The sequence below is a fragment of the Streptomyces sp. NPDC031670 genome, from assembly GCF_055580545.1.
In genome coordinates this window covers 235,050-252,225 of the sequence record NZ_JBVILC010000006.1, presented here as the reverse complement: position 1 = coordinate 252,225, position 17,176 = coordinate 235,050, and the positions used below count along the sequence as shown (strand labels likewise).

10 protein-coding genes and 1 pseudogene are annotated in these 17,176 nt (G+C 72.3%); 6 read left to right on the top strand and 5 right to left on the bottom strand.

Translation table 11 applies throughout. The features are described from left to right. Positions 1-14: 14 nt before the first annotated feature. Both ACZ5ID_RS14445 and ACZ5ID_RS14440 read right to left on the bottom strand, forming a co-directional pair. Positions 15-1,280: pseudogene (locus ACZ5ID_RS14445) on the bottom strand (ADP-ribosylglycohydrolase family protein); the annotation flags it as partial. Then, on the bottom strand, positions 1,280-2,278 hold the full coding sequence (locus ACZ5ID_RS14440; RefSeq protein ID WP_468897293.1) for an ADP-ribosylglycohydrolase family protein: 999 nt from the start codon (positions 2,276-2,278) through the stop codon (positions 1,280-1,282). The pseudogene ACZ5ID_RS14445 and the gene ACZ5ID_RS14440, both read right to left, overlap by 1 nt. A gap of 249 nt (positions 2,279-2,527) precedes the next feature. Here ACZ5ID_RS14440 and ACZ5ID_RS14435 point away from each other — a divergent pair, with 249 nt between their 5' ends. The 3 genes from ACZ5ID_RS14435 to ACZ5ID_RS14425 all read left to right on the top strand — a co-directional run bounded on the left by ACZ5ID_RS14435 (position 2,528) and on the right by ACZ5ID_RS14425 (position 9,698). Continuing rightward, positions 2,528-3,259 carry a VIT1/CCC1 transporter family protein gene (locus tag ACZ5ID_RS14435; RefSeq protein WP_468897292.1) on the top strand — a complete coding sequence of 244 codons (732 nt, stop codon included), beginning with the start codon at positions 2,528-2,530 and terminating at the stop codon, positions 3,257-3,259. A gap of 420 nt (positions 3,260-3,679) precedes the next feature. Beyond that, on the top strand, positions 3,680-8,245 hold the full coding sequence (gltB, locus tag ACZ5ID_RS14430) for a glutamate synthase large subunit (RefSeq protein WP_468897290.1): 4,566 nt from the start codon (positions 3,680-3,682) through the stop codon (positions 8,243-8,245). Continuing rightward, entirely contained in the window at positions 8,238-9,698 is a 1,461-nt protein-coding gene (locus tag ACZ5ID_RS14425) for a glutamate synthase subunit beta (protein WP_468897288.1), read from the top strand. Before gltB ends, ACZ5ID_RS14425 begins: the two co-directional genes overlap by 8 nt. A 132-nt stretch (positions 9,699-9,830) precedes the next feature. Here the strand turns inward: ACZ5ID_RS14425 and ACZ5ID_RS14420 are convergent, their stop codons facing one another. From ACZ5ID_RS14420 to ACZ5ID_RS14410, 3 genes are all read right to left on the bottom strand, one after another. After that, on the bottom strand, positions 9,831-10,547 hold the full coding sequence (locus tag ACZ5ID_RS14420) for a LamG domain-containing protein (RefSeq protein ID WP_468897287.1): 717 nt from the start codon (positions 10,545-10,547) through the stop codon (positions 9,831-9,833). Further along, positions 10,544-11,734 (bottom strand): non-hydrolyzing UDP-N-acetylglucosamine 2-epimerase, encoded by a 1,191-nt coding sequence (gene wecB, locus ACZ5ID_RS14415; RefSeq protein WP_468897286.1) that lies wholly within the window; start codon positions 11,732-11,734, stop codon positions 10,544-10,546. The genes ACZ5ID_RS14420 and wecB overlap by 4 nt, the downstream gene beginning before the upstream one ends. Positions 11,735-11,827: 93 nt before the next feature. Then, positions 11,828-13,069 carry a glycosyltransferase family 2 protein gene (locus ACZ5ID_RS14410; protein WP_468897284.1) on the bottom strand — a complete coding sequence of 414 codons (1,242 nt, stop codon included), beginning with the start codon at positions 13,067-13,069 and terminating at the stop codon, positions 11,828-11,830. 516 nt (positions 13,070-13,585) lie between these two features. On the opposite strand from ACZ5ID_RS14410, the gene ACZ5ID_RS14405 reads away from it, so the two are divergent. The 3 genes from ACZ5ID_RS14405 (at position 13,586) to ACZ5ID_RS14395 (ending at position 17,112) form a co-directional block, all read left to right on the top strand. Continuing rightward, complete coding sequence (locus tag ACZ5ID_RS14405) at positions 13,586-15,409, top strand: DUF2334 domain-containing protein (RefSeq protein WP_468897282.1); 1,824 nt, start codon at positions 13,586-13,588, stop codon at positions 15,407-15,409. After that, entirely contained in the window at positions 15,406-16,497 is a 1,092-nt protein-coding gene (locus ACZ5ID_RS14400) for a glycoside hydrolase family 113 (protein ID WP_468897280.1), read from the top strand. The genes ACZ5ID_RS14405 and ACZ5ID_RS14400 overlap by 4 nt, the downstream gene beginning before the upstream one ends. Before the next feature lie 99 nt (positions 16,498-16,596). Beyond that, the gene (locus tag ACZ5ID_RS14395; RefSeq protein WP_468897278.1) at positions 16,597-17,112 is read left to right on the top strand and encodes a pyridoxamine 5'-phosphate oxidase family protein; all 516 of its coding nucleotides are present in this window, start codon (positions 16,597-16,599) and stop codon (positions 17,110-17,112) included. Positions 17,113-17,176: the final 64 nt, after the last annotated feature.

The window sequence follows — 17,176 nt, the reverse complement described above, 5'->3', positions numbered from 1 at the left end:
TGGTGAAAAGCTCAGCCGCCCGGGTGGTGGCACAGCGTGTCGGCGAGGAGCCCGGCGAGCTCCACGAGGTCGGTGCCGGCCAGGCGCGGGAGGGCGCAGCCGGACAGGGTGCGGCAGGCGTCCAGCCAGGGCGCGGGGATCGCGGCGCCGCCGCCGAGCGCGCCGGTGAGGGCCCCGGCGAGGGCGGGCGCCGAGTCCGCGACCCGGGACAGACAGGCGGCGGCCGGGACCGCCGCGGCCACGGTGCCGCGCGAGGCGAGGGTCAGGGCGAGGGCGACCGGAACGGTCTCGGCGGCGGCGATCCCGTAGCTGTAGACGTGGTCCACGATCTGGTGCTCCAGGAGCGGGACCAGGGCGAACGCGCCCGCGGTGTCCTCGGCGAAGTCGTGCGCGAGCTTGACGGCGTGGCGGGCGTTGCGGCCGATCTCGGTGTCGGGCGGGAGCTGGTCGAGGGCGGCGTCGACGGCTTCCTCGGTGGTGGCGCCGCCGAGGGCCGCGGCGACGGCCGCCGCGACGGCGCGGGCGCCGTGCACGCCGTCGCCGTCCTGGGTGTAGCGGGCGTCGAACTCGGCCAGTTCGGCGGCCTCCCGGGGGGCGCCGGGGTGGACCACGGCGAGGACGGCTGCGCGTACGCAGGCGGCGTCGTCGAAGTAGTGCGGGTTGTCGTGGCCGGTGGCGGGCGGGCGCAGACCGGTGGCGAGGTTGCCCAGGCCCGCCCGTACGGAGATGCGGGCACGCAGCGGGAGCACCGCGGACTCGACCTCGGGGGCGCGCTCGGCGGCGGCGGCGACCTCGGCGGCGAGCAGGTTCCAGGCGCGGTCCACCGCGGCGCGGACGCGGCGGGCCGGGGCCAGGTGGGCGAGCAGCGGCTCGGCGGCGGTCAGGACGCTCTCGGCGGCGAACGCGGCCCACTCGGCGTCGTCCGAGGGCCCCAGCCGCAGGGGTTCGGGGGGCTGGTTGAGGGCGATGGGGACGGGGAGGGTGGTGGTGGCGTTCTGTTCGGCGAAGGTGTCGAGTTCGCGGGTGAGCCGCCGGGTCCACTCGGGCATACGGGCGGCGCGGTGCCGCGCGGCGGGCCACCCCGCGGCGTCCCCGGCGGCGAGCCCGAGGAGCAGACCCTGGATACGGGTGCGGGCGGGAGCCGCGAGCCCGGCCTCGGCCACCGGCCCGCCGCGTCCGCCCGCCGCCGCCCCGCCCCCGGCCTCCCGCACCGGCCCGCCCGCTCCGGCCGTCGTCGCCCCGCCCCCGCCGGAGCCCTCCTCGTCCCGGTAGATCTCCATCACGCGCTCTCCTCCTCCGGGTCCGGTGTCAGCAGGTCCGCGATGTCCAGGACGTGGTGGCCGCGCATCTCCGGGAGGCAGCTGCCGCGGACCGGGCCGATCCGGCTGGACCAGGCGGTGGGGATCGAGGCGGCGCCGCCGTACGCGCCGGCCAGGGCGCCCGCCACCGCCGCCGTGGTGTCCGCGTCGCGGCCCATGTTCACGGCGGTGAGCACCGAGGCCGTGAAGTCGCCCCGGGCCGTGGCGAAGGCGCCGAAGGCGAGGGCGACCGCCTCGGGGGCCAGGTCCGTCCAGGGGTAGCCGCCGATCACCACCGCCGAGCGGACCGCGCGTTCGCCCTGGTGGGCCACGGCCACCGCGCGGCGCAGCGAGCGCGCGGTCCAGGAGTCCATCGGGATCACCGACAGGGCCGCGGCGATGACGGAGGTGAGGCCCGCCCCCGCCATCGCCGCCGCGACACCCGCCGCGACCGCCTGGCCGCCGTAGATCCCCTCGCCCTCGTGGCTGACGCAGCCGTCGATCGCCACCAGCCGCGCGGCCTCCCTCGGCGCGCCCGCGGCGAAGACGCCGAAGGGGGCCGCCCGTATGGCGAGTCCGTCGCTCCAGGCGTGCCGGTGCTGGGCGGAGATGGGGGCGGCCAGGCCCCGGCGCAGGTTCTCCAGGGTGCCCCGCTCGCTGAAGCCCGCGCCGCGGAACGGGCCTTCGTCGCGGTCGGCGATCCAGTGGTGCCAGGCGTGTTCGACATGGGTGACGGTGAGCGCCGATCCGTGCCGGGCGAGCAGCAGCCCGGAGAAGATCGCGTACTCCGTGTCGTCCGTGCCCGCCGGGTCCTCGCGGACGAACCCCTCGATCCGGCCCCAGCGGCGCCGGATCTCCGAGGGTTTGAGGTTCTCGGCGGGGGCCCCGAGCGCGTCCCCGACCGCGAGGCCCAGCAGCGCGCCCCTGGCTCGCTCGCGGATGGCCTCGGCAGTTCCCGGGCCGCTGGCGATCAACTCCATGGCAGGGCCTTTCGCGTCGCCTGATCCTTGGCTTGATCTCTGCCACGCGGAACGACCCGGAAGTCCACCCGTCACACCAATGGCCACATGTGTGCATGTGCGGCCACGGATGAGCGGAACAGGGCTCTGACCTGGGTAAGTACGGCCTGCCTTGCTAGCGCGGGACTTACATCGCGCGTACTTTCGACACCGAAGAGGCGACGAGGGGAGCGGACGCACGGTCCGCCGCCGCAACGCAAGGGGAGAGCTGTGTCCGTCATCGACACCCACGCCACGCTGCACGAGGCGCACCGGGACAACCACACCCACCGGGACGTGAACGGCGGCTGGCTGCGTCCGGCCGTCTTCGGCGCGATGGACGGGCTCGTCTCCAACCTGGCGCTGATGACCGGTGTCGCGGGCGGCGCCGTCTCGCAGCACACCATCATCGTCACCGGCCTCGCGGGGCTGGCGGCCGGGGCGTTCTCCATGGCGGCCGGCGAGTACACCTCGGTCGCCTCGCAGCGCGAGCTCGTCGAGGCCGAACTCGACGTGGAGCGCCAGCAGTTGCGCAAGCACCCCGTGGACGAGATGGAGGAGCTGGCCGAGCTGTACGTGTCGCGCGGCGTCGAGCCCGCGCTCGCCCGCGAGGTCGCCATGCAGCTCTCCCGCGATCCCGAGCAGGCGCTGGAGATCCACGCCCGCGAGGAGCTCGGCATCGACCCGGACGACCTGCCCTCGCCGCTCGTCGCCGCCGTCTCGTCCTTCGGCTCGTTCGCGCTGGGCGCGATCCTGCCCGTACTGCCGTATCTGCTCGGGGCGAGTGCCCTGTGGCCCGCCGTGCTGCTCGCGCTGGTCGGCCTCTTCGCCTGCGGCGCCGTGGTCGCCAAGGTCACCGCCCGCTCGTGGTGGTTCAGCGGGGTGCGTCAGCTCGCCCTCGGCGGCGCGGCGGCGGCCCTCACCTTCGGCCTCGGCTCGCTCTTCGGCACGGCGGTCGGCTGACCGGCCGCCCGGTTTTCGGCCCCGCCCTCCCGCCACCCGCAAGGCCCGTCCGGACGTCTCCCCGTCCGGGCGGGCCTTCGCCGTGCGCGCGGACGGATCGCGGGCCACCATGTGACCTACGTCCTGCTCGGGAACGCCCCGGGGCCCGTAGGATGCGGGAGTATGCAGGGCGCCACATAAGTAATCGTTACTCCACGGTTTCGTGGCTTCCGTGGACGGGCATAGGCCGTACACACTCCGCCGCCGCAGGCAATGAAGCCTGCCCAGGACGGCACGGCGAGCGCCCGTCGAGTGTCCGCATGCTGGAATGGACTATCCGGTTCCCGAGATCCAACCCATCATGTAACCTGCACGAAATTTCGCAGAGGGCCAACGTCGTCCCTCGGCACTCAACATGCCACGACGACGACGGGAGAGCCGATGCGTTCCGACGCCTGGTCGCCCATGGACGGTCGACCCGCCCCGCAGGGGATGTACGACCCCCGTAACGAACACGACGCCTGCGGGGTCGGGTTCGTGGCCACCCTCACCGGGGAGGCCAGCCATGAGCTGGTCGAGCAGGCGCTGACCGTACTGCGCAATCTCGAACACCGGGGCGCCACCGGCTCCGAGCCGGACTCCGGCGACGGCGCCGGCATCCTGCTCCAGGTCCCGGACGCGTTCCTGCGCGAGGCCGCCCCGTTCGCGCTTCCCGAGGCCGGCGCCTACGCCGTCGGTATCGCCTTCCTGCCCCTCGAGGACAGCGCCGCCGCCGTGGCGCGGATCGAGGCGATCGCCGCCGAGGAGGGCCTGGACGTCCTCGGCTGGCGCGAGGTGCCCGTCACCCCCGAGCTGCTCGGCAACGGCGCCCGCGCCACCATGCCCGCCTTCCGGCAGCTGTTCGTGGCCGACCGGACGAGCACCGGCATCGCCCTCGACCGCAAGGCCTTCGTGCTGCGCAAGCGCGCCGAGCGCGAGGCCGGGGTGTACTTCCCCTCGCTCTCCGCCCGGACGATCGTCTACAAGGGCATGCTCACCACCGGACAGCTGGAGCCGTTCTTCCCGGACCTCTCCGACCGCCGGTTCGCCACCGCCGTCGCGCTGGTCCACTCGCGCTTCTCGACGAACACCTTCCCCTCCTGGCCGCTCGCCCACCCGTACCGCTTCGTCGCCCACAACGGCGAGATCAACACGGTCAAGGGCAACCGCAACTGGATGGTGGCCCGCGAGTCGCAGCTCGTCAGCGAGGTGTTCGGCGGCGACGGCAAGGACCTCGCGCGGATCTTCCCGGTCTGCACGCCGGACGCCTCCGACTCCGCCTCCTTCGACGAGGTGCTCGAACTCCTCCACCTCGGCGGGCGTTCGCTGCCGCACTCGGTGCTGATGATGGTTCCCGAGGCGTGGGAGAACCACGACTCGATGGACCCGGCCCGGCGCGCCTTCTACCAGTACCACGCCACGATGATGGAGCCCTGGGACGGCCCGGCCTGCGTCACCTTCACCGACGGCGTCCAGGTCGGCGCGGTCCTGGACCGCAACGGGCTGCGCCCCGGCCGCTACTGGGTCACCGACGACGGTCTGGTCGTGCTCTCCTCCGAGGTCGGCGTCCTCGACATCGACCCCGCCAAGGTCGTCCGCAAGGGCCGCCTCCAGCCCGGCCGGATGTTCCTCGTCGACACCGCCGAGCACCGGATCATCGAGGACGACGAGATCAAGGCGGCCCTGGCCGCCGAGGCCCCGTACGCCGAGTGGCTGGAAGCCGGCGAGATCGAGCTGGAGGACCTGCCCGAGCGCGAGCACATCGTGCACACCCACGCCTCGGTCACCCGCCGCCAGCAGACCTTCGGCTACACCGAGGAAGAGCTGCGCGTCATCCTCGCGCCGATGGCCCGCACCGGCGGCGAGCCGCTCGGCTCGATGGGCACGGACTCCCCGATCGCGGCCCTCTCCGAGCGCCCCCGGCTCCTCTTCGACTACTTCACCCAGCTGTTCGCGCAGGTCACCAACCCGCCGCTGGACGCCATCCGCGAGGAGCTCGTCACCTCGCTGCGCTCCTCGCTGGGTCCGCAGGGCAATCTGCTCGACCCGACCGCCGCGTCCTGCCGCTCCGTCACCCTGCCGTTCCCGGTGATCGACAACGACGAGCTGGCGAAGCTGATACACATCAACGCCGACGGCGACATGCCGGGGATGAAGGCCGCCACGCTCTCCGGCCTCTACCGCGTCTCCGGCGGCGGCGCGGCCCTCGCCGAGCGCATCGAGGCCATCCGGGCCGAGGCCGACGCCGCCATCGAGAACGGCGCCCGCCTCATCGTCCTGTCCGACCGGCACTCCGACGCCGAGCACGCGCCCATCCCGTCGCTGCTGCTCACCTCGGCCGTCCACCACCACCTCATCCGTACCAAGCAGCGCACCCAGGTGGGGCTGCTCGTCGAGGCCGGCGACGTGCGCGAGGTGCACCACGTCGCCCTGCTCATCGGCTACGGCGCCGCCGCCGTCAACCCGTACCTGGCGATGGAGTCCGTCGAGGACCTGGTCCGCGCGGGCACCTTCATCGACGGCCTGGAGCCCGAGCAGGCCATCCGCAACCTCATCCACGCCCTCGGCAAGGGCGTCCTGAAGGTCATGTCCAAGATGGGCATCTCGACCGTCGCCTCCTACCGGGGCGCCCAGGTCTTCGAGGCCGTGGGTCTCGCCGAGGAGTTCGTCGGCACGTACTTCAGCGGCACCGCCAGCAAGATCGGCGGCGCCGGCATCGACGTCATCGCCAAGGAGGTCGCCGCCCGGCACGCCAAGGCCTACCCCGCCTCCGGCATCGCGGCCACCCACCGCGCGCTGGAGATCGGCGGCGAGTACCAGTGGCGCCGCGAGGGCGAGCCGCACCTGTTCGACCCGGAGACGGTCTTCCGCCTCCAGCACGCCACCCGCGGGCGCCGGTACGACATCTTCAAGAAGTACACCGAGCGCGTGAACGAGCAGTCCGAGCGCCTGATGACGCTCCGCGGGCTCTTCGGCTTCTCCTCCGACCGCCCCTCGATCCCCATCGACGAGGTCGAGCCGGTCTCCGAGATCGTCAAGCGCTTCTCCACCGGCGCCATGTCGTACGGCTCGATCTCGCGCGAGGCGCACGAGACGCTCGCCATCGCCATGAACCAGCTGGGCGGCAAGTCCAACACCGGTGAGGGAGGCGAGGACGCGGACCGCCTGTACGACCCGGCGCGCCGCTCCTCCATCAAGCAGGTCGCCTCCGGCCGCTTCGGCGTCACCAGCGAGTACCTGGTCAACGCGGACGACATCCAGATCAAGATGGCCCAGGGCGCCAAGCCCGGCGAGGGCGGCCAGCTGCCCGGCCACAAGGTCTACCCGTGGGTCGCCAAGACCCGGCACTCCACCCCGGGTGTCGGTCTGATCTCGCCGCCGCCGCACCACGACATCTACTCCATCGAGGACCTGGCGCAGCTGATCCACGACCTCAAGAACGCCAACCCGGCCGCGCGCATCCATGTGAAGCTCGTGTCCGAGGTCGGTGTCGGCACGGTCGCCGCCGGTGTCTCCAAGGCACACGCGGACGTCGTCCTCATCTCCGGCCACGACGGCGGAACGGGCGCCTCCCCGCTCACCTCGCTGAAGCACGCGGGCGGCCCCTGGGAGCTCGGCCTCGCCGAGACCCAGCAGACGCTGCTGCTCAACGGCCTGCGCGACCGGATCGTGGTGCAGACCGACGGCCAGCTCAAGACCGGCCGCGACGTCGTCATCGCCGCGCTGCTGGGCGCCGAGGAGTTCGGTTTCGCGACCGCCCCGCTCGTCGTCTCCGGCTGCGTCATGATGCGCGTCTGCCACCTGGACACCTGCCCGGTCGGCATCGCGACCCAGAACCCGGTGCTGCGCGACCGTTTCTCCGGCAAGCCCGAATTCGTCGTCAACTTCTTCGAGTTCATCGCCGAGGAGGTCCGCGAGCTCCTCGCGGAGCTGGGCTTCCGCACCGTCGAGGAGGCCGTCGGCCACGCCGAGCTGCTGGACACCAGCCGCGCGGTGCGGCACTGGAAGACCCAGGGCCTCGACCTGGACGCGCTCTTCCACGTGCCCGAGCTGCCCGAGGGCGCCGTGCGCCACGCGGTGACCGCCCAGGACCACGGTCTGGAGAAGGCGCTCGACAACGAGCTCATCGAGCTCGCCGCCGACGCGCTGGGCGCCGCCACCGCCGAGGACGCCCGCCCGGTCCGCGCCCAGATCGCCATCCGCAACATCAACCGGACCGTCGGCACCATGCTCGGCCACGAGGTGACGCGGAAGTTCGGCGGCGCGGGTCTGCCCGACGACACCATCGACATCACCTTCACCGGCTCGGCGGGCCAGTCCTTCGGCGCCTTCGTGCCCCGGGGCATCACCCTGCGCCTGGAGGGCGACGCCAACGACTACGTCGGCAAGGGCCTCTCCGGCGGCCGGGTGATCGTCCGCCCGGACCGGGGCGCCGACCACCTCGCCGAGTACTCCACCATCGCGGGCAACACCATCGCGTACGGCGCGACCGGCGGCGAGCTGTTCCTGCGCGGCCGTACCGGCGAGCGGTTCTGCGTCCGCAACTCCGGCGCCCTGGTGGTCTCCGAGGGTGTGGGCGACCACGGCTGCGAGTACATGACCGGCGGCCACGCGGTGGTCCTGGGCGAGACCGGACGCAACTTCGCGGCCGGTATGTCCGGCGGCGTCGCGTACGTGATCGACCTCGACCCCCACCACGTCAACGCCGGCAACCTGGCGGCGGTCGAGGCCCCCACCGAGGCCGACAAGCAGTGGCTGCACGACGTCGTGCGGCGCCACCAGGAGGAGACCGGCTCCACGGTCGCCGAGAAGCTGCTCGCCGACTGGCCGGCCGCGGCGGAGCGCTTCAGCAAGATCATCCCGTCCACGTACAAGGCCGTGCTCGCCGCCAAGGAAGCCGCTGAGCTCGCCGGTCTCTCCGAGCAGGAGACCACCGAGAAGATGATGGAGGCGGCGACCAATGGCTGACCCCAAGGGCTTTCTCACCACCGGTCGCGAGGTCGCGAAGACCCGCCCCGTGGCCGAGCGCGTCAAGGACTGGAACGAGGTCTACGTTCCCGGCTCGCTGCTGCCGATCATCAGCAAGCAGGCCGGGCGCTGCATGGACTGCGGCATCCCGTTCTGCCACAACGGCTGCCCGCTGGGGAACCTGATCCCCGAGTGGAACGACTACGCCTACCGCGAGGACTGGTCGGCCGCGTCCGAGCGGCTGCACGCCACCAACAACTTCCCGGAGTTCACCGGGCGGCTGTGCCCCGCTCCCTGCGAGTCGGCGTGTGTCCTCGGCATCAACCAGCCCGCCGTCACCATCAAGAACGTCGAAGTCTCCATCATCGACAAGGCGTGGGACAGCGGCGACGTCACTCCGCAGCCCCCCGAGCGTCTGTCCGGCAAGACGGTCGCGGTCATCGGCTCGGGCCCGGCGGGGCTCGCCGCCGCCCAGCAGCTGACCCGGGCCGGCCACACGGTCGCGGTGTACGAGCGCGCGGACCGCATCGGCGGTCTGCTGCGCTACGGCATCCCCGAGTTCAAGATGGAGAAGGTGCACATCAACCGCCGCATCGAGCAGATGCGCGCGGAGGGCACCAAGTTCCGCACCGAGGTCGAGATCGGCCGTGACATCGACGCGGCCAAGCTCCGCCGCCGGTACGACGCGGTGGTCATCGCGGCCGGCGCCACGGTCTCCCGCGACCTGCCGGTCCCCGGCCGCGAGCTCAACGGCATCCACTTCGCCATGGAGTACCTGCCGCTGGCCAACAAGGTGCAGGAGGGCGACTTCGTGGCGCCCCCGCTGACCGCCGAGGGCAAGCACGTCGTCGTGATCGGCGGCGGCGACACGGGCGCGGACTGCGTGGGCACCGCCCACCGCCAGGGCGCGGTCTCGGTCACCCAGCTGGAGATCATGCCCCGCCCGTCGGAGGACCGCGCGGCCCACCAGCCCTGGCCGACCTTCCCGATGCTCTACAAGGTCACCTCGGCCCACGAGGAGGGCGGCGAGCGGGTCTACTCCGTCTCCACCACCCACTTCGAGGGCGACGAGGACGGCAACGTTCAGTTCCTGCACCTCGTCGAGGTCGAGTTCGTCGACGGCAAGCTGACCCAGAAGCCCGGCACCGAGCGGAAGATCCCCGCCCAGCTGGTCACCCTCGCCATGGGCTTCACCGGCACCGACCAGTCCAACGGGCTGGTGGCCCAGTTCGGCCTGGAGCTCGACGAGCGCGGCAACATCGCCCGCGACGCGGACTTCGCGACCAACGTCGACGGGGTGTACGTGGCCGGTGACGCCGGGCGCGGACAGTCCCTGATCGTGTGGGCGATCGCGGAGGGCCGTTCGGCAGCACGTGGTGTGGACCGGTACCTTACGGGGAGGAGCGAACTGCCCGCCCCGATCCGTCCGACGGACCGGGCCCTGACGGTCTGATTCCCTCCACCCCAAAACGTTCCGTACAACGGTGTACGGGCTGCGCCGGTCCGGGGGACACCCCCGGCCCCCCGCAGCGCGGCGCTCGCCCCACTGTCCCCGACCGGACGACCGGGCGGGCGCCGCGGCGCGTCACCGCTTGTCGCCCCCGGCCCGCAGCCCCCGGAACTCCACCCGGGCGTCCTCCGTGTACGCGCCCAGGGCGCCCTGGAGATAAGGGCGTTCGGTGTCGGTGAAGTCGGCGAGGCCCGCCGTGTCCACGGCCACCCGCAGGTGGCCGCCCCGCTGCTGGACCTGGACCGTGTACCAGGCGCCGACCGGGAAGGGCCGCTCGCCGGTGGCCAGGAAGCGCTGGCCGCCCGGGTAGGCGGGATCGCGTTTGCCCAGCTCCCAGCCGTTGGGCTTGAGGGTGATGTAGTAGAAGTGCGCCGGGTCGGTGTACGCCCAGACCAGCCAGGCCACCTCCCAGGTGTTCGGCGTGGGGGTGCGCAACTGCTCGACCGTGCGCATCCGGGCCTCGTAGCCCACGTCCCCGTACACCGCGCGGCTCACCACCAGGCCGGCGTGGGTGGTGCCGGGGCCGGTGGCGGCCTTCGGTGTCAGTTCCAGGGCGTCGTCGGTTCCCGTGTTGATGCCGTGGCCGTTGAACACCGACCGCCAGGGGCCGTGTGCCGTGCCGTCGGCCCACGGCTGGCGCGCCGCCGGGCCCCTGTCCGCCACGCACCTGCTCAGGGCGAAGGCCCCGGCCGCCAGCAGCGCGGCGGCCAGGACCAGGGCGGTCGTCCGGCGTCTGCGGCCACCGCGCCCGGCCGGTGTGGCCGGGCGCCGCAGACGTGGGGCTGTCGTCATGCCGTCGAGTATGGCCCCGGTCCGCCGCCCGCGGGGGGCACGGGAAGAAGGGGCTCGGCGGCGCCCGGGACCTCGGCCGCGAAGTCCTCCCCGAGCTGGGCGACGATCCGGGCGGTGGCGCCGCCGTCGCCGTAGGGGTTGCCCGCCGTCGCCATCCGCCGGTACGCCTCGGGGTCGTCGAGGAGGGCCGCCGTGGCGCCCACGATCATCTCCGGGTCGGTGCCGATGAGCCGGGCCGCGCCCGCCTCCACCGCCTCCGGCCGCTCGGTGGTGGTCCGCAGCACCAGGGCCGGCTTGCCCAGGCTCGGGGCCTCCTCCTGGATGCCTCCGGAGTCGGTCAGGACGAGGTCGCAGCCCGCGAGCGTGGCGGTGAAATCCGGGTAGTCCAGCGGCTCGACCAGGGTGATGCCGGCCCGTCCGGTCAGCGGCAGCAGCGCGTCGCGCACCGCCGGGCTCTTGTGCAGCGGGATCACGATCTCCACATCGCCCCGCTCGGCGAGCCGGCCCAGCGCCCGCCCCATCGCCCGCATCCGGGGGCCCTGGTTCTCCCGGCGGTGCAGGGTGACCAGGATGCGCCGCCGCGCGGTGCGGAAGGCGCAGGTCCCGATCCCCTCGGCGAGCGCCCACTGGAGGTTGTCGATGACGGTGTTGCCGGTGGTGAAGATCTGGCCCGTGGGGACGCCCTCCTCCCGCAGATGCCGGGCGGCGCGCTCGGTGGGGGCGAAGTGCCAGCGCGCGATCCGCCCGATCAGGCTGCGGTTGAGCTCCTCGGGGAAGGGGTTGTCCAGGACCCCGGTGCGCAGCCCCGCCTCCACGTGCGCCACCGGCACGCGCTCGTAGAACGCGGCCAGCGCGCCGGCCAGCGCGGTGGTGGTGTCGCCCTGGACCACGACGAGGTCGGGCCGCTCCCGGCGCAGCAGTTGGCCGAGCCCCTCCACCAGGCGGGACGTCAGATCGGAGAGCTGCTGGCGGTTGCGCATGACGTCGAGGGCGTAGCGGACGTCGACGCCCAGCAGCCCCAGCATCTGGTGGAGCATCTCGCGGTGCTGGCCGGTGGTGACGACGACCGGTTCGAACTCGGTACCCGCGGCCAGCGCCCGGGCCAGCGGCGCGAGCTTGATCGCTTCGGGCCGGGTGCCGAGCACCAGCATGGCGCGCACGGGCACGCCGGATGAGAACGCGGACATGGGTCCCCCCTAGGACAAGGACGAGCACGATGAGAGAGAAGAAGGAAGAGAAGGCACGGGCGCGTACGGGGTCCGGCCCCGCCGCGGCGCGGCTCAGGTGCGGGCGGTCTTCAGCCAGGTGCGCTTGCCGGTCACCATCCGCCACAGCCCCCACCAGCCGGCCGCGAACCAGATGTAGCCGTAGAACACGAAGACATGGGCGACCAGCACCGACCGCACCAGACCGAGGTCCCGCTCCCGCTTGGCGTAGACGAACCCGTACGCGTACGCCGCGGTGAAGGAGAGCAGGTACGGGCCGAGCAGCCACATCGGTGACACCAGGGCCCGGCCCGCCTCGACGGAGGCGAGCACCGTGCCGCCGAGGGCGACCAGGAAGGACAGCGGCAGCAGCGAGGTGAGCAGGATCAGCACCGGGCTGGAGAGGTGGTAGAGCAGGTCGAGCGCGGGGCGCGTCGGGACCTCCCGCAGGATGAGCGGGACGAGGCCGGCCGACTGGAGGTGGCCCTGGAACCAGCGGGATCGCTGCCGTACCAGGCGCCGCAGGGAGAGCACGGCCTGCTGGGAGACCGAGGCCGTGGTGCAGTGCTGGGTGCCCCAGCCCCTGGCGATCAGCCGTACGCCTAGGTCCAGGTCCTCGGTGAGGCTGTCGCTCCAGGGGCCGCCGGGGCCCAGGGAGTGGAGCGCCGACAGCCGCATGAACTGCCCGTTGCCGCCCATGCCGACGCTTCCGATGAAGCGGCGCGCGCTCTGGAACACATCGCCGTAGACCACGAACTCCATGTCCTGGAGGCGGGCGAGCAGTCCGGTGGCGCGGTTGTACATCCGTACGCAGATCTGGGCGGCGCCGGTGCGGGGGTCGTCGAAGAACGGGTCGACGGCCTGCACGACATGGCCGTCCAGGCGCCCGTCCGCGTCGACCACGCAGACGATGACGTCGTCCGGGTGGTGTCCGTCGAGCACCCCGGAGGCGGTCAGGAAGCGTATGCCGTCGTTGAGCGCGGCGCCCTTGCCGCGCCGGGCGTCGGGCAGTTCGCGCCGGTGGAGCAGGACCCGGTCGCCCGCGGCCCGGGCGATGTCGGAGGTGCGGTCGTCGGAGGCGTCGTCGATGACGAGCGCCAGGAAATTTCCGGCCGGGAGCCCCGTGATCCGCGCAAGACTTTCGGCCAGTACCTGCTCCTCGTTGAGGCAGGCGAGGAGGAATACATAGAGCCGCTCTTTACGCGGCCCTTTCCGGCGGGGTGCGCGTCGTCTGGAGAGAGCGAAGAGGCCGGTGTTGTAGCAGCCCGCCATCAGGATGATGGAAATGCTGGACCAGAGGAGCGCTTCGAGGATCATGTGCGCCCCCGGTGCCCGTGAGGCTGGTCTGCACAGGTTGTTTTCGAATTCGTCCGCCATCGCATTCGAATTCTGATCGATATGAGGACGAAGGCGGTGAGGCAGTAGAGAGCGAAGCCGGCACCCGCCGTGGCCTGGAGAGCTTTGGCCAAAGGCAGGCCCGGTACGGTCTCGGGCGCAGCCGCCATCCCGGCCAGGGGCAGCACTGTGCCCCAGGCTGGCTTTCCGTACATGGGTTCCCCCCCATTTGTTCGCGCAGCAGGTCTCATGTCCCTGCGCGAGATGGCGAACGTAGCAGATCCGGACACCCCGGTGAGAGGTGAAGTTAAAAGTTCATGGATCGTTTTTTACCGAAGCCGGACGGACGCGTTCCGGGGATCCTTCGGCTATTGACAGGCTTTGTGGTCCGCCAGAAGAATCGTGGGCCTAATTCGGCCGGGTTTCACGGCCCGGGAAATCCGGGGCGGTGCGCGGCCGATCCTCTGGGGAAGAGGGGGGAAGCGGATCATGAAATCCGTGAGAAGAACGCCCGGCGGGCGCCGTCGGCGCAGGCTGTCGCTGGTCCCGCTGCTGATCGCCGCCCTGCTGGGCACGGGCGTGGCGGCCTCCGCCGCCGCGCCGGACGGCAGGCCGCCGCGCTCCGAGCAGCTGAGCCCGGCCGCCACCCTGGGCAGGGCGGGGCTGGGGGACTGGGCCAGGGCCCAGCTCGCGGCGGACGCGCAGCGCCGTGCGGCGCCGCGCACACCGCTGTCGCCCCTCACCTCGGTCCTGGGCGCCGTGACGGACGACGTACGGAAGCTGCTGTCGACCGCCGCGCCGGAGACCACTTCGACGCTGGTGCTCTACGACGACGCGGGCCCCTACGGGTACCTCGGTGAGCTGTACGCGATGGCGGCGGCGAACCTCGGCGGCCACTTCGGCGGCGTCACCGCCAAGCCCGTCCGCCAGTACACCGCGGGCCTGCTCGGCCAGTACACCGCGACGGTCTATCTGGGCTCCACCTACTACGGCGGCGGCATCCCCGACGCCGTGCCGGCCGCGTTCTACCAGGACGTGCTGGCCGGTACGAAACCGGTGACCTGGGTCGGGGACAACATCTGGAACATGGGCAACGCCGTGGGGGCGGCGCAGTTCACCCAGAAGTACGGCTGGGACCCCACGACGTCCTACTTCGCGGACGCGAACGGCTCGGTGGGCAACGTCAGCCAGGTGACCTACGGCGGACAGACCCTGACCCGGAAGGTCCCGGCGGGTCAGGACGGCGGCGTACTGCGCCCGAACATCCTCACCGGAGCCGGGTATCCGGCGGTCACCCGCGTCGCGGAGGCGCTGGACTCGGCGAGCGGGGCGAGCTTCCCGTGGGCCGTCCGGTCCGCGAACCTCACGTACATCGGTGAGATCCCGTTCAGCTATGTTTCCGAAAGCGACCGTGTGATCGCGTACGAGGACATGCTGTTCGACGCCCTCGCCCCGGGGACCGCCGCCCGGCACCGGGCGATGTTCCGCCTGGAGGACATCAGCCCCGACTCCGACCCCGCCGAGCTGCGGGCGATGGCGGACTACCTCTACAGCCAGCACATCCCGTACGGCATCAACGTCATCCCCGTCTACACCGACCCCAAGGGCGTCTACAGCAACGGCGTCCCGCAGACCGTGACGCTGGCGCAGCGGCCCCAGCTGGTGTCGGCGCTGAAGTACATGCTGGCGCGCGGCGCCGTGCTGATGGAGCACGGCTACACCCACCAGTACGGCACCACCGACAATCCGTACACCGCGGTGACCGGCGACGACTTCGAGTTCTACCGGGCGCACGTGGACGCGTCCGACAACGTCGTCCACGACGGGCCGGTCGCGGAGGACTCCACGGCCTGGGCACAGTCCCGGGTGACCTCGGGCCTGGCCGGCTTCGCCGCGGCCGGTCTGCCGCGCCCGCAGCTGTGGACGACCCCGCACTACGCGGGCTCCGCCACCGACTACCGCGTCTTCGCCCAGAACTACTCGGCCCGGCTGGAGCGGTCGCTCTACTTCGCCGGGACGCTCACCGGAGGTACGTCGGACCCGAACCGGTTCATCGGCCAGTTCTTCCCGTACGTCGTCAACGACGTGTACGGAACGAAGGTGCTTCCCGAGAACATCGGGAACTATGAACCCGTGGCACAGAACAACCACCCCGCGCGGTTCCCCGCGGACCTCGTCGCGTCGGCCAGGGCCAACCTGGCGGTCCGGGACGGCTTCGCGAGCTTCTTCTACCACCCCTACTATCCGCTCCAGCCGCTGAAGGACACGATCGACGGCATCAAGGCCCTCGGTTACACCTTCGTCAGCCCCTCGGCGCTGTGAGCGACATCGCCAAGAAGGCGGTCGCGGCCCTGGCCGCGACCGCCGCGCTGGTGCTCGCGGGCTGCTCGGGGGAGCACGGCGGCGACCGGCCGCAGCCGAGCGGCTCCGGTCCCGGGCACGGCGCCGCGGGGGACGGGCGGGTGCGGGGGATGACCCTGCCGTCGTGGTCGGCGGACGACTACGACAGCCCGCGCGCCGAGGCGTATCTCCGCGACATCGCGCACACCGGCGCGCGCTGGGTCGTCTTCACGCCCACCTGGTACCAGCGCACCACCCGGGAGAGCGAGCAGCGCCCCACCGAGGAGACCGCGAGCGACACGAGCCTGCGGCGGATCACCGCGCTGGCGCACCGGGCCGGGCTCCAGGTGATGCTGAAGCCGCACGTCGACCTGGTGGACGGCACCGACCGGGCCAAAATCCGCCCCGCCGACCGGGCGGCCTGGTTCACCTCGTACGAGAAGTTCATCACGCACTACGCGGCGCTCGCGCGGGAGACGGGGACCGAGCGGTTCGTGGTCGGCACCGAACTCGCGGGGGTGTCCGGCGACGCGGCGCCCTGGCGGCGGGTGATCGCGGCGGTCCGCGCCCGCTACCGGGAGCCACTGACGTACGCCGCCAACTACGACGAGTACGCCCGGGTCCCCTTCTGGCCGGAGCTGGACGTCATCGGCATCGACGCCTACTGGCCGCTGGGCGATGCCCCCACGGCGGACGCCGCGGAGCTGGGCCGGGCCTGGCGGCCGGTCGTCGAGGAGCTGGCGGCCTTCTCCGGCCGACAGCACCGCAAGATCCTCTTCACCGAGGCCGGCTACACCAGCCAGCGCGGCTCGACCACGGCGCCGTACTCGTGGACGGTGAGCAAACGCGAGGCGCCCGAGGAACAGGCCGCCGGCTACCGGGCGTTGCTGGACACCTTCACCGGGCGGGACTGGTGGGCCGGGGTGTGCTGGTGGATGTGGGACGACTGGCCGGACAGCGGGGAGACCCCGGCGAGGCTCGCGTACACCCCGCACGGGAAGCCCGCGGAGGAGGTGCTGCGCTCGCACTGGGCGGCCTCGGGGGACGGCTTTGACGGCTCTTCCGGTTAGGGACGCCTGCCCGTCCCCGTCCCGGCACCGGACCGCGATCTTCGCGACCCCGGAGTAATCCGGACAGTGGATGTCGGGTATCCGGGGTTTGCTGGGCGCATGGCACCGCAGACATTCAGCTGGACAGACTTCGAAGCGGCCGAGGCGGGGTTCGCCGACGCCGTGCGCGAGCGTTTCCTTCTCTACAAGCACCACGTCCTCGCGACCCTGCGCGCGGACGGCAGCCCCCGGGTCACCGGCCTGGAGGTCGAGATCCGGGGCGGCGAGCTGTGGCTCGGGATGATGCCCGGCTCCCGCAAGGCGGACGACCTGCTGCGCGATCCGCGCTTCGCGGTCCAGGCCAACCCGGGGCCGGACGCCGAGATGGCCGACGGCGACGTCCGGATCAGCGGGCGGGCGGTCGAGGTCGTCGACCCGGCCGAGCGCGCCCGGTACGCGGACGAGGTGCGTCCGCCCGAGCCGTTCCTCCTGTTCCGGGCGGAGCTCACCGAGGTGGTCCACACCGGGATCGACAAGGAGGCGGAGGAGATCGTGCTGCGGGTGTGGCGGCCGGGCGCCGCCCTGCGCACCATCCGGCGGGGCGGCGGGACGGAGCCGCCTCGCGAGAGCGCGTGAGCGCTCCGCCGGGAGGGCGGATGTCCGCCCGCGGGCCGGTGGCGGCTGGTCGCGCGGTTCCCCG

Excerpts from the sequence above, each read along its gene's own strand:
- ACZ5ID_RS14440 (WP_468897293.1), bottom strand. The coding sequence starts at position 2,278 with ATGGAGTTGATCGCCAGCGGCCCGGGAACTGCCGAGGCCATCCGCGAG.
- gltB (WP_468897290.1), top strand. The coding sequence starts at position 3,680 with ATGCGTTCCGACGCCTGGTCGCCCATGGACGGTCGACCCGCCCCGCAG.
- ACZ5ID_RS14425 (WP_468897288.1), top strand. The coding sequence starts at position 8,238 with ATGGCTGACCCCAAGGGCTTTCTCACCACCGGTCGCGAGGTCGCGAAG.
- ACZ5ID_RS14420 (WP_468897287.1), bottom strand. The coding sequence starts at position 10,547 with ATGACGACAGCCCCACGTCTGCGGCGCCCGGCCACACCGGCCGGGCGC.
- wecB (WP_468897286.1), bottom strand. The coding sequence starts at position 11,734 with ATGTCCGCGTTCTCATCCGGCGTGCCCGTGCGCGCCATGCTGGTGCTC.
- ACZ5ID_RS14410 (WP_468897284.1), bottom strand. The coding sequence starts at position 13,069 with ATGATCCTCGAAGCGCTCCTCTGGTCCAGCATTTCCATCATCCTGATG.
- ACZ5ID_RS14395 (WP_468897278.1), top strand. The coding sequence starts at position 16,597 with ATGGCACCGCAGACATTCAGCTGGACAGACTTCGAAGCGGCCGAGGCG.